The organism is Pseudomonas sp. MIACH (assembly GCF_001269925.1).
Lineage (GTDB): Bacteria > Pseudomonadota > Gammaproteobacteria > Pseudomonadales > Pseudomonadaceae > Aquipseudomonas.
In genome coordinates, this window is the sequence record NZ_LHVO01000056.1 from 295,877 (window position 1) to 320,084 (window position 24,208).

Below are 24,208 nucleotides of genomic sequence, written 5' to 3' on the forward strand. Positions count from 1 at the left end.
GGGTACTCAGCGCAACATGCCGCTGCCGTAACCCTTCAGGTTGGCTTTCTTCATCAGGGATTCGTACTGGTGCGAAACGAGGTGCGATTGTACTTGGGACATGAAGTCCATCACAACCACGACCACGATCAGCAACGAGGTCCCGCCAAGGTAGAACGGAACGTTTGCTGCAACCACCAGAAACTGGGGCAACAAGCACACGGCCGTCATATATAGAGCACCGAACAGGGTCAAGCGAGTCAGAACGCCATCAATGTAGCGCGCAGACTGCTCGCCTGGACGAATACCCGGAATAAAGGCACCGGACTTCTTCAGGTTTTCCGCTACGTCTTTCGGATTGAACATCAACGCCGTATAGAAGAAGCAGAAGAAAATAATCCCTGCACTAAACAGCAGAATATTCAACGGCTGACCAGGAGCGATCGACTGAGAGAGGTCCTGCAGCCAGCCCATATTTTCAGACTGACCAAACCAGGTACCCAACGAAGCCGGAAACAGCAAAATGCTGCTCGCGAAAATTGCCGGAATAACACCGGCCATATTCACTTTCAGCGGCAAGTGGCTGGTCTGCGCAGCAAAAACCTTACGGCCCTGCTGACGCTTGGCGTAGTGAACAGCAATACGACGCTGACCACGCTCAATGAACACCACAAAACCGATAATCGCTACTGCCAGCAAACCGATGGCAACCAAGGCAAAAATATTGATATCACCCTGACGTGCAGACTCGAAAGACTGCCCAATTGCTCTCGGAAGACCGGCGACGATACCTGCGAAAATCAACATCGAGATACCGTTACCAACACCACGCTCAGTAATCTGCTCACCCAGCCACATCATGAACATCGCACCAGCCACAAACGTGGATACCGCGACGAAATGGAAGCCAAAGTCACCAGTGAACGCAACACCCTGCCCCGCCAAGCCAACGGACATGCCGATAGCTTGAACCAGGGCGAGGATGACAGTGCCGTAGCGGGTGTACTGGCTAATCTTGCGACGACCAGCTTCACCTTCCTTCTTCAACTGCTCCAGCTGCGGGCTGACGGCTGTCATCAGCTGCATGATGATCGATGCCGAAATGTACGGCATGATCCCCAGTGCAAAGATGCTCATCCGTTCCAGCGCGCCGCCAGAAAACATGTTGAACAAGCTAAGAATGGTCCCCTCATTCTGTCGAAACAGGTCTGCGAGTCGGTCCGGGTTGATACCTGGAACCGGGATGTGTGCGCCTATTCGGTAGACGATAATCGCCAGGAACAGAAAACGCAGACGAGCCCAGAGTTCAGACATACCGCCTTTGCCGAGCGCTGAGAGAGCACCTTGCTTAGCCATTTATTCCTCGAACTTGCCGCCAGCTGCTTCGATAGCCGAACGCGCACCTTTGGTGGCGCCGATTCCCTTGCCGATAGTGACAGCGCGAGTCACTTCACCGGACAGCATGATTTTCACACGCTGTACGTTGACGTTGATCACGTTGGCATCTTTCAGGGTCTGCACAGTAACGATGTCGCCTTCCACTTTAGCCAGCTCGGACAGACGCACTTCTGCGCGATCCATGGCTTTCAGGGATACGAAACCGAACTTAGGCAGGCGACGATGCAGCGGCTGTTGACCGCCTTCAAAGCCTGGAGCGATGGTGCCACCGGAGCGAGAGGTTTGACCTTTGTGGCCGCGGCCACCAGTCTTACCCAAACCGCTACCGATACCACGGCCCGGACGATGCTTTTCGCGACGGGAACCCGGCGCTGGACTCAGATCATTGAGTTTCATCGATTAACCCTCGACACGCAGCATGTAGTAAGCCTTGTTGATCATCCCGCGATTCTCGGGAGTATCCTGGACTTCTACAGTGTGACCGATGCGACGCAGCCCCAAACCCTTAACGCACAATTTGTGGTTAGGGATGCGACCGGTCATGCTTTTGATCAGCGTTACTTTAACGGTAGCCATGATCAGAAGATCTCCTTGACGCTTTTGCCACGCTTGGCGGCAATGGATTCAGGAGATTGCATAGCTTTCAAACCTTTGAAAGTGGCGTGAACCACGTTTACCGGGTTAGTCGAGCCATAGCACTTGGCCAGAACGTTCTGAACGCCAGCAACTTCGAGGACAGCACGCATAGCGCCGCCAGCGATGATACCGGTACCTTCAGAAGCAGGCTGCATGTACACCTTAGAAGCGCCATGAGCGGACTTCATTGCGTACTGCAGCGTGGTGCCGTTCAGATCAACTTGGATCATGTTGCGACGAGCAGCTTCCATTGCCTTCTGGATCGCAGCAGGCACTTCACGTGACTTGCCACGGCCGAAGCCAACGCGCCCTTTACCATCACCAACCACGGTCAACGCGGTGAAAGTGAAAATACGGCCGCCTTTAACGGTTTTGGCTACGCGGTTAACTTGAACCAGCTTCTCAATGTAGCCTTCGTCGCGCTTTTGGTCGTTATTTGACATAACTTAGAACTCCAGCCCAGCTTCACGAGCAGCATCAGCCAGCGCTTTAACGCGGCCGTGGTACTTGAAGCCAGAGCGGTCGAAAGCCACTTGCGAGACGCCAGCGGCCTTAGCACGCGTAGCGACCAGCTGGCCAACCTTTGTGGCCGCGTCGATGTTGCCAGTGGCACCATCACGCAGTTCTTTATCCAAAGTCGAGGCGCTGGCCAGGACTTTGTTGCCGTCGGCCGAGATGACCTGGGCGTAGATGTGCTGCGACGAGCGGAACACGCAGAGACGCACGACTTCGAGTTCGTGCATTTTCAGGCGTGCTTTGCGAGCGCGACGCAGTCGAGTAACTTTTTTGTCGGTCATTTGCTATGCCCTACTTCTTCTTGGCTTCTTTACGACGGACGACTTCGTCCGCGTAGCGCACACCTTTGCCTTTGTACGGCTCTGGTGGACGGAAGTCGCGGATCTCAGCAGCCACTTGACCTACCAGTTGCTTATCGATGCCCTTGATCAGGATATCGGTCTGGCTAGGAGTCTCAGCGGTGATGCCTTCCGGCAGTTCGTAATCCACTGGGTGCGAGAAGCCAAGGGCCAGGTTCAAAACCGTGCCTTTTGCTTGCGCTTTGTAACCAACACCGACCAGCTGGAGCTTACGCTCGAAGCCTTGGCTTACGCCTTGGACCATGTTGTTTACCAACGCACGCGTGGTACCAGCCATTGCGCGAGTTTGTTGATCGCCATTGCGAGCAGCGAAACGCAGCTCACCAGCTTCTTCAACGATCTCAACGGACGAATGGATATTCAGTTCAAGAGTGCCCTTGGCACCCTTCACCGAAAGCTGTTGGCCTGCGAATTTGACTTCGACACCGGCTGGCAGCTTAACGGGGTTCTTAGCGACGCGAGACATGCTTATCCCCCCTTAGAACACAGTGCAAAGAACTTCGCCGCCGACACCGGCAGCGCGCGCAGCACGATCCGTCATCACACCTTTGTTGGTGGAGACGATAGACACGCCCAGACCGCCACGAACTTTCGGCAGATCTTCAGCGGACTTGTACTGACGCAGGCCTGGACGGCTAACGCGCTTCACTTCCTCGATGACCGAACGGCCTTCGAAGTACTTCAGCTCGATGGACAGCAGTGGTTTGATTTCGCTGCTGATCTGATAACCCGCAATGTAGCCTTCGTCTTTCAGGACTTTGGCAACAGCAACCTTCAACTTGGAAGATGGCATGCTTACGACGGACTTTTCAGCCATCTGGGCATTACGGATACGAGTTAGCATGTCCGCTAACGGGTCCTGCATACTCATGGGCTAGACGCTCCTAATACAAAAAAATTAGCCTTGCGGCTACATATGTCGCTGAGAATCTCCGGGTAAAAAACACGGGCTCAGGCGAGCCGCGTATTTTAGACACACTCCGGAAATGAAACAAGCCCCAAAAGGGGCTTGTTCCAGATTCAAGGTCACCGGCGGTCAGGATCTTGCGATTCAGACCACCTGGACGCTGAAAGTACTTACCAGCTGGCTTTAACCAGACCAGGTACGTCACCACGCATTGCCGCTTCACGCAGTTTGTTACGGCCGAGGCCGAACTTGCGGTAAACGCCGTGTGGACGACCGGTCAGGCGGCAGCGGTTACGCATGCGCGAAGCGCTTGCGTCACGTGGCTGCTTCTGCAGGGCTACTGTAGCTTCCCAACGCGCTTCTGGACTTGCGTTCAGATCAACGATGATTGCTTTCAGTGCTGCACGCTTCTTGGCGTACTTGGCAACCGTGAGCTGACGCTTCAGCTCGCGGTTTTTCATGCTCATCTTGGCCATGGTCCTACTCCAATCAGTTGCGGAACGGGAATTTGAAAGCACGCAACAGGGCGCGACCTTCATCATCGTTCTTAGCAGTGGTGGTCAGGGTGATGTCCAGACCGCGGAGAGCATCGATCTTGTCGTAGTCGATTTCCGGGAAGATGATCTGCTCTTTCACGCCCATGCTGTAGTTACCACGACCATCGAAGGACTTGGCATTCAGGCCGCGGAAGTCGCGAACCCGAGGCAGGGAGATCGACAGCAGACGATCCAGGAATTCATACATACGCTCACGGCGCAGAGTCACTTTGACGCCGATCGGCCAACCTTCACGGACTTTAAAGCCAGCGATGGATTTCCGAGCGTAAGTCACAACAACTTTTTGACCGGTGATCTTTTCCAGGTCAGCAACAGCGTGCTCGATGACTTTTTTGTCGCCGATCGCTTCGCCCAGACCCATGTTCAGGGTGATTTTGGTAACGCGCGGAACTTCCATCACGTTCCCGAGCTTAAGTTCTTCCTTAAGCTTGGGGGCGATTTCCTTCCGGTAAATCTCTTGTAGTCGTGCCATGGTCTTATCTACCTAGCAGTGTTCAAGCATCAACCGCTTTTTGGGTCGACTTGAAGACACGAATTTTCTTACCGTCTTCTACTTTGAAACCAACGCGGTCAGCCTTGTTGGTTTCGCCGTTGAAGATGGCGACGTTAGAAGCGTGCAGTGGCGCTTCTTTTTCGACGATACCGCCTTGTACGCCCGACGCAGGGTTAGGCTTGGTATGGCGCTTGACCAGGTTCAGACCACCAACAACCAGACGGTCGTCAGCGAGAACCTTCAGCACCTTACCGCGCTTACCTTTGTCTTTGCCGGCGATCACGATGATCTCGTCGTCACGACGAATCTTTTGCATGTCGGATCTCCTTACAGCACTTCTGGGGCGAGCGAGACGATCTTCATGAACTTCTCAGTACGAAGTTCACGGGTCACTGGCCCAAAGATACGGGTGCCGATCGGCTCTTGCTTGTTGTTCAGAAGAACAGCAGCGTTGCCATCAAAGCGGATAATGGAGCCATCTGCACGGCGTACGCCGTGACGAGTGCGGACTACAACAGCAGTCATCACTTGGCCTTTTTTCACCTTACCGCGAGGAATTGCTTCCTTCACGGTAACCTTGATGATGTCACCGATACCAGCGTAACGACGATGGGAGCCACCCAGCACCTTGATGCACATAACACGGCGAGCGCCGCTGTTATCGGCCACATCGAGCATGGATTGAGTCTGAATCATATAATTTCTCCGACCCCTAGTCCTTAGACTTCCACAGCGCGTTCGAGAACATCAACCAATGCCCAAGACTTGGTCTTGGCCAGCGGACGAGTTTCACGAATAGTGACTTTGTCGCCGATGTGGCACTGATTGGTTTCGTCGTGCGCGTGCAGCTTAGTCGAACGCTTAACATATTTACCGTAGATCGGGTGCTTAACGCGACGCTCGATCAAAACGGTGATGGTTTTGTCCATCTTGTCGCTGACAACACGGCCAGTCAGCGTACGGACAGTCTTTTCGGCTTCAGCCATGATCACTTACCTGCCTGCTGGTTGAGCACAGTCTTCACGCGAGCGATGTCACGCTTAACTTGCGAGAGCAGATGAGACTGCCCCAACTGGCCAGTTGCTTTCTGCATACGCAGATTGAACTGGTCGCGCAGCAGGCCGAGCAGTTGCTCGTTCAGCTGCTGTGCGGATTTTTCACGAAGTTCATTCGCTTTCATCACATCACCGTCCGTTTAACAAAGGCGGTGGCGAGCGGCAGCTTTGCAGCAGCCAGGGCAAAAGCCTCACGCGCCAGCTCTTCAGTTACACCCTCGATTTCATACAGGACTTTGCCTGGCTGAATCTGGGCTACCCAGTATTCCACGTTACCCTTACCTTTACCCATCCGAACCTCAAGAGGCTTTTTGGAGATCGGCTTGTCCGGGAATACACGGATCCAGATCTTGCCGCCACGTTTTACGTGGCGGGTCAGTGCACGACGCGCTGACTCGATCTGACGAGCGGTGAGACGACCACGAGCTACAGACTTCAGCGCGAACTCGCCGAAGCTGACTTTGCTACCGCGCTGAGCCAGACCACGGTTGTGGCCTGTCATCTGCTTGCGGAACTTCGTACGCTTTGGTTGCAACATTTGGCGTACCCCTTACTTAGCAGCTTTTTTACGAGGCGCTGGTGCTTGTGGTTTCAGTTCTTCTTGGCGACCACCAATTACTTCGCCTTTGAAGATCCAAACCTTTACACCGATCACACCGTAAGTGGTGTGAGCTTCGTAGTTGGCATAGTCGATGTCGGCACGCAGGGTGTGCAGTGGCACACGACCTTCGCGATACCATTCAGTACGTGCGATTTCAGCACCGCCGAGACGACCGCTCACTTGGATTTTGATGCCTTTGGCACCAATGCGCATGGCGTTCTGTACGGCGCGCTTCATAGCGCGACGGAACATTACGCGACGCTCCAGCTGCTGAGCTACGCTCTGCGCAACCAGCATACCGTCGAGCTCCGGCTTGCGGATCTCTTCGATATTGATGTGCACAGGCACACCCATTTGCTTGGTCAGGTCCTGACGCAGTTTCTCAACATCTTCACCTTTCTTCCCGATAACGATACCTGGACGAGCGGTGTGGATGGTGATACGTGCAGTTTGTGCCGGACGATGGATATCGATACGGCTTACGGACGCGCTTTTTAGTTTGTCTTGGAGATACTCACGCACCTTCAGATCAGCGAACAAATAGTCCGCATAAGTCCGACCGTCTGCGTACCAGACGGAGGTGTGCTCCTTGACGATTCCCAGGCGAATGCCAATGGGATGTACTTTCTGACCCATCTCTTCGACTCCGTTACTTGTCAGCAACCTTGACAGTGATATGGCAAGACCGCTTGACGATGCGATCAGCACGGCCTTTGGCACGTGGCATGATTCGCTTCAGCGAACGCCCTTCGTTGACGAAAACGGTGCTGACCTTCAGGTCATCAACGTCTGCGCCTTCGTTATGCTCGGCGTTGGCTACGGCCGACTCCAGCACTTTCTTCATGATCTCGGCGGCTTTCTTACTGCTGAAAGCCAACAGGTTGAGCGCTTCGCCCACCTTCTTCCCGCGGATCTGGTCGGCGACCAAGCGGGCTTTCTGGGCGGAGATTCGAGCGCCCGACAACTTAGCGGCTACTTCCATTTCCTTACCCCTTAACGCTTGGCTTTCTTGTCTGCCACGTGCCCACGATAAGTGCGGGTACCGGCAAACTCGCCTAGTTTGTGGCCGACCATGTCTTCGTTAACGAGAACTGGGACGTGCAGACGACCGTTGTGTACAGCGATGGTCAGACCGACCATTTGTGGCAGGATCATCGAACGACGCGACCAGGTCTTAACTGGTTTGCGATCGTTCTTTTCCGCCGCCACTTCGATCTTCTTCAGTAGGTGAAGATCAATAAAAGGACCTTTTTTCAGAGAACGTGGCACTGTCGTATCCCTCTATTTACTTGCGACGACGGACGATCATTTTGTCGGTACGCTTATTACCACGAGTCTTCGCGCCCTTAGTCGGGAAGCCCCATGGCGATACCGGATGACGACCACCAGAGGTACGACCTTCACCACCACCGTGTGGGTGGTCAACCGGGTTCATGGCAACACCACGAACGGTTGGGCGAACGCCACGCCAGCGTTTGGCACCAGCTTTACCCAGCGAACGCAGGCTGTGCTCGGAGTTCGAGACCTCACCCAGGGTCGCGCGGCATTCAGCCAGCACTTTACGCATCTCACCAGAACGCAGACGCAGGGTCACGTAGACACCTTCACGAGCGATCAGCTGAGCCGAAGCACCAGCGGAACGAGCGATTTGCGCGCCTTTACCTGGCTTCAATTCGATGCCGTGTACGGTGCTACCAACTGGAATGTTACGCAGTTGCAGAGCGTTGCCCGGCTTGATCGGTGCCAAAGCACCTGCGATCAGCTGGTCGCCAGCACTCACGCCTTTAGGCGCGATGATGTAGCGACGCTCGCCATCTGCGTACAACAGCAGAGCGATGTGAGCAGTACGGTTTGGATCGTATTCGATACGCTCGACAGTGGCAGCGATGCCATCTTTGTCGTTGCGACGGAAGTCGACCAGACGATAATGCTGCTTATGGCCACCACCGATGTGACGAGTGGTAATACGACCATTGTTGTTACGACCACCAGTCTTCGATTTCTTCTCGAGCAGCGGTGCGTGAGGAGCGCCTTTATGCAGCTCCTGGTTGACCACCTTGACCACAAAACGGCGGCCAGGGGAAGTCGGTTTGCATTTAACGATTGCCATGATGCACCCCTTCCTTACTCAGCACTGCTGCTGAAATCGAGATCTTGGCCTGGTTGAAGGGAGATAACTGCCTTCTTCCAGTCATTACGCTTGCCCAGACCGCGAGCAGTGCGCTTGCTCTTACCCAGAACATTCAGGGTAGTAACACGCTCAACTTTCACGCTGAACAGGCTTTCGACGGCCTTCTTGATTTCCAGCTTGGTTGCGTCAGTTGCAACCTTGAAAACGAACTGGCCTTTCTTGTCAGCCAGAACCGTAGCCTTTTCGGAAACGTGCGGGCCAAGCAGAACTTTAAATACGCGTTCCTGGTTCATCCCAGCAGCTCCTCGAATTTCTTCACGGCCGACACGGTGATCAACACCTTGTCGTATGCGATCAGACTAACTGGATCGGAACCTTGCACGTCACGCACATCAACGTGTGGCAGGTTGCGAGCAGCCAGGTACAGGTTCTGATCAACAGCTTCAGACACGATCAAAACGTCGGTCAGGCTCATGTTGTTCAGCTTGCCCAGCAGATCTTTGGTTTTTGGACTTTCAACAGCGAAGTCCTGAACCACGACCAGACGATCAGTACGCACGAGTTCAGCAAGGATGGAGCGCAGTGCTGCGCGATACATCTTCTTGTTGAGCTTCTGAGAGTGATCCTGTGGACGAGCTGCGAAAGTGGTACCGCCGCCGCGCCAGATTGGGCTACGGATAGTACCGGCACGAGCACGGCCAGTACCTTTCTGACGCCAAGGGCGCTTACCGCCACCACGAACGTCGGAACGGGTCTTTTGCTGCTTGCTACCTTGACGGCCGCCGGCCATGTAGGCCACGACTGCTTGGTGAACCAGCGTCTCGTTGAATTCGCCGCCAAATGTCAGTTCGGAAACTTCGATCGCTTGAGCGTCATTTACATTTAATTGCATGTCAGCTTCCCCTTAACCGCGAGCCTTGGCCGCTGGACGTACAACCAGGTTGCCGCCAGTAGCGCCAGGAACAGCACCCTTGACCAACAACAGATTGCGTTCAGCGTCGACGCGCACTACTTCGAGGGACTGCACGGTCACGCGCTCAGCGCCCATATGACCGGACATTTTTTTGCCCTTGAATACACGACCAGGAGTCTGGCACTGGCCAATAGAGCCCGGGACGCGGTGGGAAACGGAGTTACCGTGAGTGTTGTCTTGACCACGGAAATTCCAACGCTTGATCGTACCCTGGAAGCCTTTACCCTTGGACTGACCGGTTACATCAACCAGTTGACCAGCGGCGAAGATTTCAGCGCTGATCAGATCGCCAGCCTGGTAGTCGCCATCAGCAAGACGGAACTCCAGAACAGTACGACCAGCTGCAACGTTTGCTTTTGCGAAGTGACCTGCCTGAGCAGCTGTCACACGCGAAGCACGACGCTCGCCGACAGTGACTTGCACTGCACGATAGCCATCGGTTTCTTCAGTCTTAAACTGAGAGACACGATTTGGTTCGATCTCAATAACCGTTACCGGAATCGAGACACCTTCTTCGGTGAAAATACGGGTCATACCGCATTTACGACCGACTACACCAATTTTATTGGTAGCCATGTTGTAAACCTCATGAGTGTACGGGGCTTTCACCCGCTATGGCCGCCCATTTCAGAGCGTTACACGACTAAGACCCGAGTCTTAGCCGAGGCTGATCTGTACTTCCACACCGGCCGCCAGATCGAGCTTCATAAGTGCATCAACGGTTTTATCCGTTGGCTGGACGATGTCCAGTACGCGCTTATGAGTACGGATCTCGTACTGGTCACGCGCGTCTTTGTTGACGTGCGGGGAGACCAGAACGGTGAACCGCTCTTTACGGGTAGGCAGTGGAATTGGACCACGCACTTGAGCACCAGTACGTTTCGCGGTTTCCACGATTTCCTGGGTGGATTGGTCGATCAGGCGATGGTCAAAAGCCTTCAACCTGATACGGATTTGCTGATTTTGCATTGGATTTCAGACTCCGGCTGCTATTCCCAGCGAGCGCAATACGCCCGTTAAAAGGAGGCGCAATTCTATAGACGCCCCAGATAGGTGTCAACCCAATAAAAAAGCCCCCGCTGAGCGGGGGCTTTTCAAAGCATCGAAGCTATCTCAGAAGAGACGCTTACTCGATGATTTTAGCTACAACACCAGCACCAACGGTACGGCCGCCTTCACGGATAGCGAAGCGCAGACCGTCTTCCATTGCGATGGTTTTGATCAGGGTAACTTCCATTTGGATGTTATCGCCTGGCATTACCATTTCAACGCCTTCTGGCAGCTGGCAGTTACCAGTCACGTCAGTAGTACGGAAGTAGAACTGTGGACGGTAGCCTTTGAAGAACGGAGTGTGACGACCGCCTTCTTCCTTGCTCAGAACGTAAACTTCTGCGGTGAACTTGGTGTGCGGCTTAACCGAACCTGGCTTAACCAGAACTTGGCCACGCTCAACGTCGTCACGCTTGGTACCACGCAGCAGAACGCCGCAGTTCTCGCCAGCACGACCTTCGTCGAGCAGCTTGCGGAACATTTCAACACCAGTGCAGACAGTGTTGGTGGTGTCACGCAGACCAACGATTTCCAGCGCATCTTGAACGCGAACGATACCGCGCTCGATACGACCAGTCACAACAGTACCACGACCGGAGATCGAGAATACGTCTTCGATTGGCATCAGGAACGGCTTGTCAGTCAGACGAACTGGTTCTGGGATGTAGCTATCCAGAGTTTCAACCAGTTTACGAACGGCAGTGGTGCCCATTTCGTTGTCGTCTTTGCCTTCCAGCGCCATACGAGCAGAACCGATGATGATCGGAGTGTCGTCGCCTGGGAAGTCGTAAGTGCTCAGCAGATCGCGCACTTCCATCTCAACCAGTTCCAGCAGCTCAGCGTCGTCTACCAGGTCAGCCTTGTTCAGGAAAACCACGATGTACGGAACGCCTACCTGACGGGACAGCAGGATGTGCTCACGGGTTTGTGGCATCGGACCATCAGCGGCCGAGCAAACCAGGATCGCGCCGTCCATCTGGGCAGCACCAGTGATCATGTTCTTCACATAGTCAGCGTGACCTGGGCAGTCAACGTGAGCGTAGTGACGAATCTTCGAGTTGTACTCGACGTGCGCGGTGTTGATGGTGATACCACGAGCTTTTTCTTCTGGAGCGCTGTCGATTTTATCGAAATCAACGACTGCGGAACCGAAAACTTCGGAGCAGACGCGAGTCAGTGCTGCGGTCAGAGTGGTTTTACCGTGGTCAACGTGACCGATAGTGCCAACGTTGACGTGCGGTAGGGAACGATCAAATTTTTCTTTAGCCACGACAATTAACTCCTTGCCTAAAGGACTGAATCAGCCTTGTTTTTTGGATACAGTTTCAGCGATGTGCGCCGGAGCTGTGTTGTATTTTTTGAATTCCATAGAGTAGCTTGCGCGACCCTGGGACATGGAGCGAACGTCGGTCGCATAACCGAACATCTCACCCAACGGAACCTCGGCGCGAATCACTTTGCCGGAAACCGTGTCTTCCATACCCAAGATCATGCCGCGACGACGGTTGAGGTCGCCCATGACATCACCCATATAGTCTTCAGGTGTAACAACTTCTACCGCCATGATTGGCTCAAGCAACTCACCACCACCCTTCTGGGCCAGTTGCTTGGTTGCCATGGAAGCAGCCACCTTAAACGCCATCTCGTTGGAGTCGACGTCGTGGTAAGAACCGTCAAAAACGGTTGCTTTCAGGCCGATCAGCGGATAGCCGGCAACAACACCGTTCTTCATCTGCTCTTCGATACCCTTCTGGATAGCAGGGATGTATTCCTTAGGAACAACACCACCCACTACTTCGTTCACGAATTGCAGACCTTCCTGACCTTCGTCAGCAGGAGCAAAACGGATCCAGCAGTGACCGAACTGACCACGACCGCCGGATTGACGAACGAACTTGCCTTCGATTTCGCAGTTCTTCGTGATGCGCTCACGATAGGAAACCTGAGGCTTACCGATGTTGGCTTCGACGTTGAACTCGCGGCGCATCCGGTCAACCAGGATGTCCAGGTGCAACTCGCCCATGCCAGAGATGATCGTTTGACCAGTCTCTTCATCAGTCTTGACGCGGAAAGATGGATCTTCCTGAGCAAGCTTGCCCAGAGCGATACCCATTTTTTCCTGGTCATCCTTGGTCTTAGGCTCTACGGCAACCGAAATAACCGGCTCCGGGAAGTCCATGCGAACCAGGATGATTGGCTTGGCAGCGTCGCACAAAGTCTCACCAGTGGTGACGTCCTTCATGCCGATCAGGGCCGCGATGTCACCAGCGCGCACTTCCTTGATCTCTTCACGGGCGTTTGCGTGCATTTGCACCATACGACCCACACGCTCTTTCTTGCCTTTGACCGAGTTGATCACGCCGTCGCCGGAGGCCAACACGCCCGAGTAAACGCGGACGAAGGTCAAAGTACCCACGAATGGGTCGGTAGCGATCTTGAACGCCAGAGCCGAGAACGGCTCGCTGTCGTCAGCATGACGCTCCATCTCTTCTTCCTCGTTATCAGGGTTAGTACCCTTGATAGCAGGAATGTCGGTTGGAGCAGGCAGGTAGTCGATCACGGCGTCGAGAACCAGGGGAACACCCTTGTTCTTGAAGGAAGAACCGCAAACAGCCAAGACGATCTCACCAGCAATAGTACGCTGACGCAGAGCGGCCTTGATTTCCACGTTGGTGAGTTCTTCACCTTCGAGGTACTTGTTCATCAGCTCTTCGCTGGCTTCGGCAGCAGCCTCAACCATGTTGTTGCGCCACTCGTCAGCCAGTTCCTGCAACTCTGCAGGGATAGGCTTGCGAACAGGAACCATACCTTTGTCAGCATCATTCCAGTAGACCGCTTCCATGTTGATCAGATCGATCTGACCCTGGAAGTTGTCTTCGGAACCGATAGCCAACTGGATTGGCACCGGAGTATGACCCAGACGCTGCTTGATCTGACCGATCACGCGCAGGAAGTTGGCACCAGCACGGTCCATCTTGTTTACATAAACAAGACGTGGAACGCCGTATTTGTTGGCTTGACGCCATACGGTTTCCGACTGAGGCTCGACACCCGAGGTACCGCAGAACACAACGACAGCGCCGTCGAGCACACGCAGGGAACGCTCAACTTCAATAGTGAAGTCTACGTGGCCTGGGGTATCGATAACGTTGAAGCGGTGCTCATCTTTGTACTGCTTCTCGGAACCTTTCCAGAAGGCGGTAATAGCAGCAGAAGTAATGGTAATACCACGCTCCTGCTCCTGAACCATCCAGTCTGTGGTCGCGGCGCCATCATGCACCTCGCCCATTTTGTGACTTTTGCCGGTGTAAAACAGTACGCGCTCAGTGGTGGTGGTTTTACCAGCATCCACGTGAGCAACGATACCGATGTTACGGTAGCGGCTAATCGGAGTAGTACGAGCCATAAAGCCCTCGCAAAATTAGTGAAGCTAAGATTAGAAGCGGTAGTGCGAGAAAGCTTTGTTAGCTTCAGCCATACGGTGCACGTCTTCACGCTTCTTAACAGCAGCACCTTTACCTTCAGCAGCGTCCAACAGTTCGCCGGCCAAACGCAGAGCCATAGACTTCTCGCCGCGCTTACGGGCGAAGTCTACCAACCAGCGCATTGCCAGAGCGTTACGACGGGACGGACGAACTTCGACCGGAACCTGGTAAGTAGCACCGCCTACACGGCGCGACTTCACTTCGACCAGCGGAGCGATGGCGTCGAGAGCTTTCTCGAAGATTTCCAGGGGGTCGCTGTTCTTGCGTTCTTTAACCTTTTCCAGCGCGCCATAAACGATACGCTCGGCAACGGCTTTCTTGCCGCTTTCCATCACGTGGTTCATGAACTTGGCCAGAATTTGGCTTCCGTATTTTGGATCGTCAAGCACTTCGCGCTTGGCTGCTACGCGTCTTCTTGGCATGGATAAGCCCTCAAACGGTCTTCAGGTTCGCTCGGAATCGGTGCCCTTTCGGGACGCCTCCGACCTTACTCTTATCGACTCAGAAAATAAGATGATTCAGTTTTACAAAAAGCCGCTACTACTTAGGCTTCTTGGTACCGTACTTCGAACGACCCTGGTTACGACCTTTAACGCCGGAAGTATCCAAGGAGCCGCGTACGGTGTGATAACGAACACCTGGCAAGTCTTTTACACGACCGCCACGGATCAGTACCACGCTGTGCTCTTGCAGGTTGTGGCCTTCACCGCCGATGTACGAGGAAACCTCGAAACCGTTGGTCAGACGCACACGGCATACTTTACGCAGTGCCGAGTTAGGTTTTTTCGGCGTGGTGGTATACACACGAGTGCATACGCCACGACGTTGCGGGCAGTTCTGCAGCGCAGGCACGTCGGATTTCTCGACGATACGCTTACGCGGCTGACGTACCAGCTGGTTGATAGTTGCCATCTACTAGCTCCACTGTTGTCTTGCGACGCTATTGTCTTGCAAGAAAAGCAAAATGGCAGGAACGAATTCCCGCCAAATTTAGGGGTACAAGAGTCTAAAGAGGATCTTGCCCCCAGTCAAGGCAAGGCCCCGACCTCCCCTCTCGTCGAAGCAGGGCAAAATAGCCTCGATCCGACGAATGGGGCTGCCAGGGCCCGGACTTATTTATCGCAGAACTCAGTTACCGCTAGAGTTCAGCGCTTCGGTCAGTGCAGCTTCCACTTCACTGGCGCTTACGCGCAACGGCTTGTCAGCATCACGGCGACGCTTACGCTCGCTGTGGTAAGCCAAACCGGTACCAGCCGGGATCAGACGACCCACGACCACGTTCTCTTTCAGGCCGCGCAGGTAATCGCGCTTGCCGGTTACCGCTGCTTCGGTCAGTACGCGAGTGGTCTCCTGGAAGGAGGCCGCCGAGATGAACGACTCAGTGGACAACGACGCCTTGGTGATACCCAGCAGTACGCGAGTGAACTTGGAAACGAATTTCTCGTCGCCAGCCAGACGCTCGTTTTCCACCAGCACGTGAGTCAATTCCATCTGGTCGCCCTTGATGAAACTGGAATCGCCGGATTCAGCGATCTCAACTTTACGCAGCATCTGACGCAGGATGGTCTCGATGTGCTTATCGTTGATCTTCACGCCTTGCAGGCGGTAAACGTCCTGGATTTCGTTAACGATGTACTTGGCCAGCGCACTCACACCCAGCAGACGCAGGATATCGTGTGGATCGCTCGGGCCGTCGGAGATAACTTCGCCGCGGTTTACCTGTTCGCCTTCGAACACGTTCAGGTGACGCCACTTTGGAATCAGCTCTTCGTACGGATCGGTACCGTCGTTCGGGGTAATGACCAGACGGCGCTTGCCCTTAGTCTCTTTACCGAACGCGATGGTGCCGCTCACTTCAGCCAGAATCGACGCTTCTTTCGGACGACGAGCTTCGAACAAGTCGGCAACACGCGGCAAACCACCGGTGATGTCGCGGGTCTTCGAAGTTTCTTGCGGGATACGCGCGATAACATCACCGATCGCGATCTTCGCACCATCCGCTACACCGACCAGGGCGTTGGCTGGCAGGAAGTACTGAGCGATTACGTCAGTGCCTGGCAGCAACAAATCCTTGCCGTTGTCATCGACCATCTTCACGGCAGGACGGATGTCTTTACCGGCAGCTGGACGATCTTTCGCGTCGAGTACTTCAATGTTGGTCATACCGGTCAATTCGTCAGTCTGACGCTTGATCGTGATGCCTTCTTCCATGCCCACGTAGGTCACGGTACCTTTCATTTCGGTAACGATTGGGTGAGTGTGCGGATCCCACTTGGCCACGATTGCGCCAGCGTCGACCTTGTCACCTTCTTTAACCGAAATCACAGCACCGTACGGCAGCTTGTAACGCTCACGCTCACGACCGTAGTCATCAGCGATTGCCAGCTCACCGGAACGCGACACAGCAACCAGGTGACCATCCACTCGCTCAACGTGCTTCAGGTTGTGCAGGCGGACAGTACCGCCATTCTTCACCTGAACGCTGTCGGCTGCGGAGGTCCGGCTTGCCGCACCACCGATGTGGAACGTACGCATGGTCAGCTGGGTACCCGGCTCACCGATGGACTGGGCGGCAATAACGCCGACCGCTTCACCGATGTTCACCTGGTGACCACGGGCCAAGTCACGACCGTAGCACTTGGCGCAAATGCCGTAGCGGGTTTCGCAGCTGATCGGGGAGCGAACGATCACTTCGTCGATGCTGTTGAGTTCGATGAACTCGACCCACTTCTCGTCAACCAGGGTGCCGGCAGGAACGATAATTTCCTCGGTGCCTGGCTTGAATACGTCACGGGCAATAACACGGCCCAATACGCGCTCACCCAGTGGCTCTACAACGTCACCGCCTTCAATGTGCGGAGTCATCAGCAGGCCGTGCTCGGTGCCGCAATCGATCTCGGTTACAACCAGATCTTGCGCAACGTCTACCAGACGACGAGTCAGGTAACCGGAGTTAGCGGTTTTCAACGCGGTATCCGCCAGACCTTTACGAGCACCGTGAGTGGAGATGAAGTACTGGAGTACGCTCAAACCTTCACGGAAGTTCGCAGTAATCGGCGTTTCAATGATGGAACCGTCCGGCTTGGCCATCAGGCCACGCATACCGGCGAGCTGACGGATCTGCGCAGCAGAACCCCGTGCGCCCGAGTCGGCCATCATGTACATCGAGTTGAAGGACTCCTGGTCAACTTCGACGCCGTGACGGTCGATGACCTTCTCTTTCGAGAGGTTGGCCATCATCGCTTTGGAAACTTCGTCGTTGGCCTTGGACCAAAGGTCGATCACTTTGTTGTACTTCTCGCCCTGTGTTACCAGGCCCGAGGCGTACTGGCTTTCGATCTCTTTCACTTCATCAGTAGCAGCACTGATGATGCGAGCTTTTTCATCAGGGATAACGAAGTCGTTAACACCGATGGAAACGCCGGAAATGGTCGAATAGGCAAAACCGGTGTACATCAACTGGTCAGCGAAGATCACGGTCTCTTTCAGACCAACCACGCGATAGCATTGGTTGATCAGCTTGGAGATCGCCTTTTTCTTCATCGGCAGGTTGACGACGTCGTACGACAGGCCTTTTGGCACAACCTGATACAACAGCGCACGGCCAACGGTGGTGTCGACAATACGAGTGCCGCTCACGCTGCCGCCGTCACGGTCGTTGACCGTTTCGTTGATGCGCACCTTGACCTTGGCGTGCAGTGCGGCTTCGCCGGCACGGAACACACGGTCAACTTCCTGCAGGTCAGCGAACACACGACCTTCCCCTTTGGCGTTGATCGCCTCACGGGTCATGTAGTACAGACCCAATACAACGTCCTGCGACGGAACGATGATTGGCTCACCGTTGGCTGGCGACAGAATGTTGTTGGTCGACATCATCAACGCACGCGCTTCCAACTGGGCTTCCAGTGTCAGCGGTACGTGCACGGCCATTTGGTCGCCGTCGAAGTCGGCGTTGTACGCAGCACAGACCAGAGGGTGCAGCTGGATAGCCTTACCTTCGATCAGTACCGGTTCAAACGCCTGGATACCCAGACGGTGAAGGGTCGGTGCACGGTTGAGGAGAACCGGGTGTTCGCGAATCACTTCAGCGAGAACGTCCCAAACCTCTGGCAGTTCGCGCTCGACCATTTTCTTGGCCGCTTTGATGGTGGTCGCGAGACCGCGCATTTCCAGCTTGCCGAAGATGAATGGCTTGAACAGCTCAAGTGCCATCTTCTTAGGCAGACCGCACTGATGCAGACGCAGGGTCGGGCCTACGGTAATTACCGAACGACCAGAGTAGTCAACACGCTTACCGAGCAAGTTCTGACGGAAACGACCTTGCTTACCCTTGATCATGTCAGCCAAGGATTTCAGAGGACGCTTGTTGGAACCGGTAATAGCGCGGCCACGACGACCGTTGTCGAGCAGGGCATCGACAGCTTCCTGCAACATACGCTTTTCGTTGCGCACGATGATGTCCGGAGCGGACAGATCGAGCAGGCGCTTCAAGCGGTTGTTACGGTTGATCACACGGCGGTACAGGTCGTTGAGGTCGGAAGTCGCGAAACGACCACCATCCAACGGTACCAGCGGACGCAGATCTGGCGGCAGAACCGGCAGAACGGTCAGCACCATCCACTCTGGCAGGTTGCCGGAACCCTGGAAGGCTTCCATCAACTTCAGACGCTTGGACAGCTTCTTGATCTTGGTTTCGGAGTTGGTTTGCGGAATTTCTTCGCGCAGACGACCAATCTCGTGTTCCAGGTCGATAGCGTGCAGCAGTTCGCGGACAGCTTCGGCACCCATGCGGGCATCGAAATCATCACCGAACTCTTCCAGCGCTTCGAAATACTGCTCGTCATTCAGCAGCTGACCCTTTTCAAGGGTGGTCATGCCTGGATCGATAACGACATAGCTCTCGAAGTAGAGAACGCGCTCGATATCACGCAGGGTCATGTCCATCAGCAAGCCGATACGGGACGGCAGCGATTTCAGGAACCAGATGTGGGCAACCGGCGAAGCCAGCTCGATGTGCGCCATGCGCTCACGACGAACCTTGGCCAGCGCAACTTCAACGCCGCACTTCTCGCAGATCACACCACGGTGCTTCAAGCGCTTGTACTTACCGCACAGGCACTCGTAATCCTTTACCGGGCCAAAAATTTTGGCGCAGAACAGGCCGTCACGTTCAGGTTTGAACGTACGGTAGTTGATGGTTTCCGGCTTTTTAACTTCACCGAACGACCACGAACGGATCATCTCAGGCGATGCCAATCCAATACGGATGGCGTCGAACTCTTCGACTTGACCCTGGTTTTTCAGCAAATTCAGTAGGTCTTTCAAGGCCTTTCCTCCTGGCGGAGCAGAGAGCGGGCCAAACGGCCCCGCTCTCGATTCGCGTCACGTGTTATTCGGTTTCCAGATCGATATCGATGCCGAGGGAACGAATTTCTTTGATCAACACGTTGAAGGACTCGGGCATGCCCGGCTCCATACGGTGATCGCCGTCCACGATGTTTTTGTACATCTTGGTCCGACCGTTCACATCGTCCGACTTCACTGTGAGCATTTCTTGCAGAGTGTAAGCAGCACCGTATGCTTCCAGTGCCCAGACCTCCATCTCCCCGAAACGCTGACCACCGAACTGAGCCTTACCACCCAGCGGCTGCTGGGTAACCAGGCTGTACGAACCGGTAGAACGAGCGTGCATCTTGTCGTCTACCAAGTGGTTCAGCTTCAGCATGTACATGTAGCCAACAGTAACCGGGCGCTCGAACTTGTTGCCGGTACGGCCGTCGAACAGCTGCATCTGGCCGCTTTCTGGCAGGTCTGCCAGTTTCAGCATGGCCTTGATTTCGCTTTCCTTGGCACCGTCGAACACCGGGGTAGCCATTGGAACGCCGCCGCGCAGGTTCTTCGCCAGATCCAGGATTTCCTGGTCGGAGAAGGTATCCAGCTCTTCCTTACGACCGCCGATCTCGTTGTAGATCTCGTGCAGGAACTTACGCAGGTCAGCAACCTTGCGCTGCTCTTCGATCATACGGTTGATCTTCTCGCCCAGACCTTTAGCCGCGAGGCCAAGGTGGGTTTCAAGGATCTGACCAACGTTCATACGCGAAGGTACGCCCAACGGGTTGAGGACGACGTCGACCGGGGTGCCATTGGCATCGTGCGGCATGTCTTCAACCGGCATGATCACGGAGACCACACCTTTGTTACCGTGACGACCGGCCATCTTGTCGCCCGGCTGGATGCGGCGACGGATTGCCAGGTAAACCTTGACGATTTTCAGCACGCCTGGAGCCAGGTCATCGCCCTGCTGCAGTTTGCGCTTCTTGTCTTCGAACTTGTCGTCCAGCAGACGGCGACGATCAACGATATAGGCCTGGGCCTTCTCGAGCTGCTCGTTAAGAGCATCTTCAGCCATGCGCAGCTTGAACCACTGGCCGTGCTCAAGACCGTCGAGGATTTCGTCGGTGATGTCCTGACCTTTCTTCAGACCTGCGCCGCCTTCAGCCTTGTGGCCTACCAAAGCGGAGCGCAGACGTTCGAAGGTCGCGCCTTCAACGATACGGAACTCTTCGTTCAGGTCCTTGCGGATCTCGTCGAGTTGGGTCTTCTCGATGGACAGTGCACGAGCATCACGCTCGACGCCGTCACGGGTGAAGACCTGTACGTCGATGACAGTACCCTTGGTACCGGTAGGTACACGCAGGGAGGTGTCTTTAACGTCGCTGGCTTTCTCACCGAAGATGGCACGCAGCAGTTTCTCTTCCGGAGTCAGTTGGGTCTCGCCTTTCGGAGTGACCTTACCAACCAGGATGTCGCCTGCACCAACTTCAGCACCTACGTAAACGATACCGGCTTCGTCCAGCTTGTTCAGTGCAGCTTCACCCACGTTCGGGATGTCTGCAGTGATTTCCTCTGGCCCAAGCTTGGTGTCACGTGCCACACAGGTCAGTTCCTGAATGTGGATCGTGGTGAAGCGATCTTCTTGAACCACACGCTCGGACAGGCAGATGGAGTCTTCGAAGTTGAAGCCGTTCCATGCCATGAACGCGATGCGCATGTTCTGACCCAGAGCCAGCTCACCCATATCGGTGGACGGACCGTCAGCCATGATGTCGCTGCGCTGAACGCGATCACCCTTACGCACCAGCGGACGCTGGTTGATGCAAGTGTTCTGGTTCGAGCGGGTGTATTTGGTCAGGTTGTAGATGTCGACACCGGCTTCACCGGTTTCAACTTCATCATCAGCAACACGAACCACGATACGGCTGGCATCAACGGAATCGATCACGCCGCCACGACGAGCTACGACACAAACGCCGGAGTCACGGGCTACGTTACGCTCCATGCCGGTACCTACCAGCGGCTTGTCAGCACGCAGGGTCGGTACAGCTTGACGCTGCATGTTGGACCCCATCAACGCACGGTTGGCGTCATCGTGTTCCAGGAACGGGATCAGCGACGCAGCGACCGAAACTACCTGCTTCGGCGATACGTCCATCAAGGTGACGTCTTCCGGCGCCTTGACGGTGAACTCGTTCAAGTGACGAACAGCTACCAGCTCGTCGATCAGGACTTTCTTGTCGTTCATCGTGGCCGAAGCCTGAGCGATCACGTGATCAGCTTCTTCGATGGCGGACAGGAACACGATCTCGTCGGTCACCAGGGCGTCTTTCACCACACGGTACGGGCTCTCAAGGAAGCCATACTGGTTGGTGCGCGCATAGGCGGCCAGGGAGTTGATCAGACCAATGTTCGGACCTTCCGGCGTTTCGATTGGACATACACGACCGTAGTGAGTCGGGTGTACGTCACGCACTTCAAAGCCAGCACGCTCACGGGTCAGACCGCCCGGGCCCAGTGCGGAAACACGGCGCTTGTGGGTGATCTCGGAGAGCGGGTTGTTCTGGTCCATGAACTGCGAGAGCTGGCTGGAACCGAAGAACTCTTTCACCGCCGCAGCCACTGGCTTGGCGTTGATCAGGTCTTGCGGCATCAGGCCTTCGCTTTCGGCCATCGACAGACGCTCTTTGACCGCACGCTCAACACGCACCAGGCCAACGCGGAACTGGTTCTCGGCCATTTCGCCTACACAGCGAACACGACGGTTACCCAGGTGGTCGATATCATCGACGATGCCTTTGCCGTTACGGATGTCGACCAGGGTCTTCAGAACCGCAACGATGTCTTCCTTGCACAGCACACCCGAACCTTCGATCTCGGTGCGACCGATACGACGGTTGAACTTCATCCGGCCGACCGCAGACAGGTCGTAGCGCTCAGGGCTGAAGAACAGGTTGTTGAACAGGGTTTCGGCAGCGTCTTTGGTTGGTGGCTCGCCAGGACGCATCATGCGATAGATCTCGACCAGCGCTTCCAATTGGTTGCTGGTGGAGTCGATCTTCAGGGTGTCGGAGACGAACGGACCACAGTCGATATCGTTGGTGTACAGGGTCTCGATCCGAACAACCTGAGCCTTGGCGATTTTCGCCAGGATCTCGGTGTTCAACTCGGTGTTGCACTCAGCCAGGATTTCGCCTGTAGCCGGGTGAACAATGACCTTGGCGGTCGTGCGACCCAGGACGTAGTCCAGAGGCACGTCCAGCGACTTGATACCTGCTTTTTCGATCTGGTTGATGTGGCGCGCAGTAATACGACGACCCGCTTCAACAATGACCTTGCCCTTTTCATCCTGGATGTCCAGGACGGCAATTTCACCACGCAGACGCGATGCAATCAGTTCCAGGCTGAGGGTTTCATCCTTCAGGCTGAATACGTTGGTGGTGTAGAACGCGTCCAGGACTTGCTCAGTGGTGTAGCCGAGCGCGCGCAGCAGTACCGAAGCCGGCAGCTTACGACGACGGTCGATACGCACGAACACGCAGTCTTTCGGATCGAACTCGAAGTCCAACCACGAACCGCGGTACGGAATAATCCGTGCGGAGTAAAGGAGCTTGCCGGAGCTGTGCGTCTTACCGCGGTCGTGGTCGAAGAACACGCCCGGGGAACGGTGCAGCTGGGAAACGATAACACGCTCGGTACCGTTGATAACGAAGGTACCGTTCTCAGTCATCAATGGGATTTCGCCCATGTAGACTTCTTGCTCTTTGATGTCCTTGATCGCTTTGTTCGACGACTCTTTGTCGAAAATGATCAGACGGACTTTAACCCGCAAAGGTACGGCGTACGTAACACCGCGCAACACGCATTCTTTGACATCAAATGCCGGTTCGCCCAGGCGATAACCGACGTACTCCAGCGCAGCATTGCCGGAGTAGCTGATGATCGGGAAAACGGATTTGAAGGCCGCATGCAGGCCCACGTCGCGGAACTGATCTTTGGTCGCTCCCGCCTGCAAGAATTCACGATACGAATCCAGCTGGATAGCCAGAAGGTACGGGACATCCATGACGTCCGGCAACTTGCTAAAGTCCTTGCGGATACGTTTTTTCTCAGTATATGAGTAAGCCATCAGCGTTCCCCAGCTTGGTCACCTGCTTGTTTGGCCCTCCCGACGGGAGCAGCCAGAAAATCTTGCAAACCCCATGGTTTGCACCACCGCATCGGGTGGCTACAGCGCGTTAATGGCGGCGACCGAGTCGACAGCCAAGAACGGAAAAAGGCCGGTGGCAAGAGCCACCAGCCATCAGCCTTCAGCTTAACGCTTGGGCTGGAGACGCAAGGTCGATGCTTACTTCAGCTCGACTTTAGCGCCTGCTTCTTCCAGAGTTGCTTTGGCTTTGTCGCCTGCATCTTTGGTCACTGCTTCCAGAACCATAGCAGGAGCGCCGTCAACTACAGCCTTGGCTTCTTTCAGGCCCAGACCGGTCAGTTCACGTACTGCCTTGATCACGTTAACTTTCTTCTCGCCAGCTTCCAGCAGCATGACGTTGAATTCGGTTTGCTCTTCAACAACGGCAGCAGCAGCAGCTGGGCCAGCGGAAGCAGCGGCAGCGGAAACGCCGAATTTTTCTTCGAAAGCTTTGATCAGCTCAACAACCTGCAGAACCGACATTTCAGCTACGGCGTTGAGGATATCGTCTTGGGAGATAGACATTGCTGTATTTCCTGAAT

Annotated in this window: 29 protein-coding genes; all 29 read right to left on the reverse strand. The window is 54.9% G+C overall.

The window, feature by feature from the left end; genetic code table 11:
• Positions 1 to 6: 6 nt before the first annotated feature.
• The 29 genes from secY to rplL all read right to left on the reverse strand — a co-directional run bounded on the left by secY (position 7) and on the right by rplL (position 24,191).
• Entirely contained in the window at positions 7 to 1,335 is a 1,329-nt protein-coding gene (gene secY, locus AD670_RS24160) for a preprotein translocase subunit SecY (protein ID WP_003176406.1), read from the reverse strand.
• Positions 1,336 to 1,773, reverse strand: coding sequence for a 50S ribosomal protein L15 (gene rplO / locus AD670_RS24165; RefSeq protein ID WP_003176407.1), 438 nt, complete (start codon positions 1,771 to 1,773; stop codon positions 1,336 to 1,338).
• A gap of 3 nt (positions 1,774 to 1,776) precedes the next feature.
• Positions 1,777 to 1,953, reverse strand: coding sequence for a 50S ribosomal protein L30 (gene rpmD, locus AD670_RS24170; RefSeq protein WP_003176408.1), 177 nt, complete (start codon positions 1,951 to 1,953; stop codon positions 1,777 to 1,779).
• Positions 1,954 to 1,955: 2 nt separating this feature from the next.
• Positions 1,956 to 2,456, reverse strand: a complete 501-nt coding sequence (gene rpsE / locus AD670_RS24175) for a 30S ribosomal protein S5 (protein ID WP_003186035.1) — start codon at positions 2,454 to 2,456, stop codon at positions 1,956 to 1,958.
• Positions 2,457 to 2,459: 3 nt separating this feature from the next.
• Positions 2,460 to 2,810 carry a 50S ribosomal protein L18 gene (rplR, locus tag AD670_RS24180; protein WP_003186037.1) on the reverse strand — a complete coding sequence of 117 codons (351 nt, stop codon included), beginning with the start codon at positions 2,808 to 2,810 and terminating at the stop codon, positions 2,460 to 2,462.
• A gap of 10 nt (positions 2,811 to 2,820) precedes the next feature.
• Complete coding sequence (gene rplF / locus AD670_RS24185; protein WP_003176412.1) at positions 2,821 to 3,354, reverse strand: 50S ribosomal protein L6; 534 nt, start codon at positions 3,352 to 3,354, stop codon at positions 2,821 to 2,823.
• Between the two features lie 12 nt (positions 3,355 to 3,366).
• On the reverse strand, positions 3,367 to 3,759 hold the full coding sequence (gene rpsH / locus AD670_RS24190; RefSeq protein WP_003176413.1) for a 30S ribosomal protein S8: 393 nt from the start codon (positions 3,757 to 3,759) through the stop codon (positions 3,367 to 3,369).
• Positions 3,760 to 3,965: 206 nt separating this feature from the next.
• Entirely contained in the window at positions 3,966 to 4,271 is a 306-nt protein-coding gene (rpsN, locus tag AD670_RS24195) for a 30S ribosomal protein S14 (protein ID WP_003176414.1), read from the reverse strand.
• Between the two features lie 13 nt (positions 4,272 to 4,284).
• A complete protein-coding gene (gene rplE / locus AD670_RS24200) occupies positions 4,285 to 4,824 on the reverse strand; it encodes a 50S ribosomal protein L5 (protein WP_003194642.1) in 540 nt (179 codons plus the stop codon).
• Between the two features lie 22 nt (positions 4,825 to 4,846).
• Entirely contained in the window at positions 4,847 to 5,161 is a 315-nt protein-coding gene (gene rplX / locus AD670_RS24205; RefSeq protein WP_033059465.1) for a 50S ribosomal protein L24, read from the reverse strand.
• 11 nt (positions 5,162 to 5,172) lie between these two features.
• Positions 5,173 to 5,541: a 50S ribosomal protein L14 gene (gene rplN, locus AD670_RS24210; protein WP_002555479.1), complete on the reverse strand. Its 369-nt coding sequence runs from the start codon at positions 5,539 to 5,541 to the stop codon at positions 5,173 to 5,175.
• Between the two features lie 23 nt (positions 5,542 to 5,564).
• A complete protein-coding gene (gene rpsQ / locus AD670_RS24215) occupies positions 5,565 to 5,831 on the reverse strand; it encodes a 30S ribosomal protein S17 (RefSeq protein WP_003176419.1) in 267 nt (88 codons plus the stop codon).
• A gap of 2 nt (positions 5,832 to 5,833) precedes the next feature.
• The gene (gene rpmC / locus AD670_RS24220) at positions 5,834 to 6,025 is read right to left on the reverse strand and encodes a 50S ribosomal protein L29 (protein ID WP_002555481.1); all 192 of its coding nucleotides are present in this window, start codon (positions 6,023 to 6,025) and stop codon (positions 5,834 to 5,836) included.
• Complete coding sequence (gene rplP / locus AD670_RS24225; RefSeq protein WP_003232424.1) at positions 6,025 to 6,438, reverse strand: 50S ribosomal protein L16; 414 nt, start codon at positions 6,436 to 6,438, stop codon at positions 6,025 to 6,027. Before rplP ends, rpmC begins: the two co-directional genes overlap by 1 nt.
• A gap of 12 nt (positions 6,439 to 6,450) precedes the next feature.
• Positions 6,451 to 7,137, reverse strand: a complete 687-nt coding sequence (gene rpsC, locus AD670_RS24230; RefSeq protein ID WP_003176422.1) for a 30S ribosomal protein S3 — start codon at positions 7,135 to 7,137, stop codon at positions 6,451 to 6,453.
• Between the two features lie 13 nt (positions 7,138 to 7,150).
• A complete protein-coding gene (rplV, locus tag AD670_RS24235) occupies positions 7,151 to 7,483 on the reverse strand; it encodes a 50S ribosomal protein L22 (RefSeq protein WP_003103908.1) in 333 nt (110 codons plus the stop codon).
• Between the two features lie 11 nt (positions 7,484 to 7,494).
• Complete coding sequence (gene rpsS, locus AD670_RS24240; protein WP_003232420.1) at positions 7,495 to 7,770, reverse strand: 30S ribosomal protein S19; 276 nt, start codon at positions 7,768 to 7,770, stop codon at positions 7,495 to 7,497.
• Between the two features lie 16 nt (positions 7,771 to 7,786).
• The gene (rplB, locus tag AD670_RS24245) at positions 7,787 to 8,611 is read right to left on the reverse strand and encodes a 50S ribosomal protein L2 (protein WP_003210080.1); all 825 of its coding nucleotides are present in this window, start codon (positions 8,609 to 8,611) and stop codon (positions 7,787 to 7,789) included.
• A 14-nt stretch (positions 8,612 to 8,625) separates the two neighbouring features.
• On the reverse strand, positions 8,626 to 8,925 hold the full coding sequence (gene rplW, locus AD670_RS24250) for a 50S ribosomal protein L23 (RefSeq protein WP_002555488.1): 300 nt from the start codon (positions 8,923 to 8,925) through the stop codon (positions 8,626 to 8,628).
• Positions 8,922 to 9,524, reverse strand: a complete 603-nt coding sequence (gene rplD, locus AD670_RS24255; RefSeq protein ID WP_003176424.1) for a 50S ribosomal protein L4 — start codon at positions 9,522 to 9,524, stop codon at positions 8,922 to 8,924. The genes rplW and rplD overlap by 4 nt, the downstream gene beginning before the upstream one ends.
• A gap of 12 nt (positions 9,525 to 9,536) precedes the next feature.
• Positions 9,537 to 10,181: a 50S ribosomal protein L3 gene (gene rplC / locus AD670_RS24260; RefSeq protein ID WP_053138304.1), complete on the reverse strand. Its 645-nt coding sequence runs from the start codon at positions 10,179 to 10,181 to the stop codon at positions 9,537 to 9,539.
• 81 nt (positions 10,182 to 10,262) lie between these two features.
• Positions 10,263 to 10,574 carry a 30S ribosomal protein S10 gene (rpsJ, locus tag AD670_RS24265; protein ID WP_003186070.1) on the reverse strand — a complete coding sequence of 104 codons (312 nt, stop codon included), beginning with the start codon at positions 10,572 to 10,574 and terminating at the stop codon, positions 10,263 to 10,265.
• Between the two features lie 157 nt (positions 10,575 to 10,731).
• On the reverse strand, positions 10,732 to 11,925 hold the full coding sequence (tuf, locus tag AD670_RS24270; RefSeq protein WP_027605166.1) for an elongation factor Tu: 1,194 nt from the start codon (positions 11,923 to 11,925) through the stop codon (positions 10,732 to 10,734).
• A gap of 30 nt (positions 11,926 to 11,955) precedes the next feature.
• Positions 11,956 to 14,061 (reverse strand): elongation factor G, encoded by a 2,106-nt coding sequence (fusA, locus tag AD670_RS24275; RefSeq protein WP_003210087.1) that lies wholly within the window; start codon positions 14,059 to 14,061, stop codon positions 11,956 to 11,958.
• A gap of 30 nt (positions 14,062 to 14,091) precedes the next feature.
• Positions 14,092 to 14,562, reverse strand: a complete 471-nt coding sequence (rpsG, locus tag AD670_RS24280) for a 30S ribosomal protein S7 (protein ID WP_002555493.1) — start codon at positions 14,560 to 14,562, stop codon at positions 14,092 to 14,094.
• A 118-nt stretch (positions 14,563 to 14,680) separates the two neighbouring features.
• Positions 14,681 to 15,052 carry a 30S ribosomal protein S12 gene (rpsL, locus tag AD670_RS24285; protein ID WP_002555494.1) on the reverse strand — a complete coding sequence of 124 codons (372 nt, stop codon included), beginning with the start codon at positions 15,050 to 15,052 and terminating at the stop codon, positions 14,681 to 14,683.
• 216 nt (positions 15,053 to 15,268) lie between these two features.
• Positions 15,269 to 19,468, reverse strand: coding sequence for a DNA-directed RNA polymerase subunit beta' (rpoC, locus tag AD670_RS24290; protein WP_053138307.1), 4,200 nt, complete (start codon positions 19,466 to 19,468; stop codon positions 15,269 to 15,271).
• Positions 19,469 to 19,532: 64 nt separating this feature from the next.
• Positions 19,533 to 23,606 carry a DNA-directed RNA polymerase subunit beta gene (gene rpoB, locus AD670_RS24295; protein WP_053138310.1) on the reverse strand — a complete coding sequence of 1,358 codons (4,074 nt, stop codon included), beginning with the start codon at positions 23,604 to 23,606 and terminating at the stop codon, positions 19,533 to 19,535.
• 219 nt (positions 23,607 to 23,825) lie between these two features.
• Positions 23,826 to 24,191 (reverse strand): 50S ribosomal protein L7/L12, encoded by a 366-nt coding sequence (gene rplL / locus AD670_RS24300; protein WP_053138313.1) that lies wholly within the window; start codon positions 24,189 to 24,191, stop codon positions 23,826 to 23,828.
• Between the last annotated feature and the right edge of the window lie 17 nt (positions 24,192 to 24,208).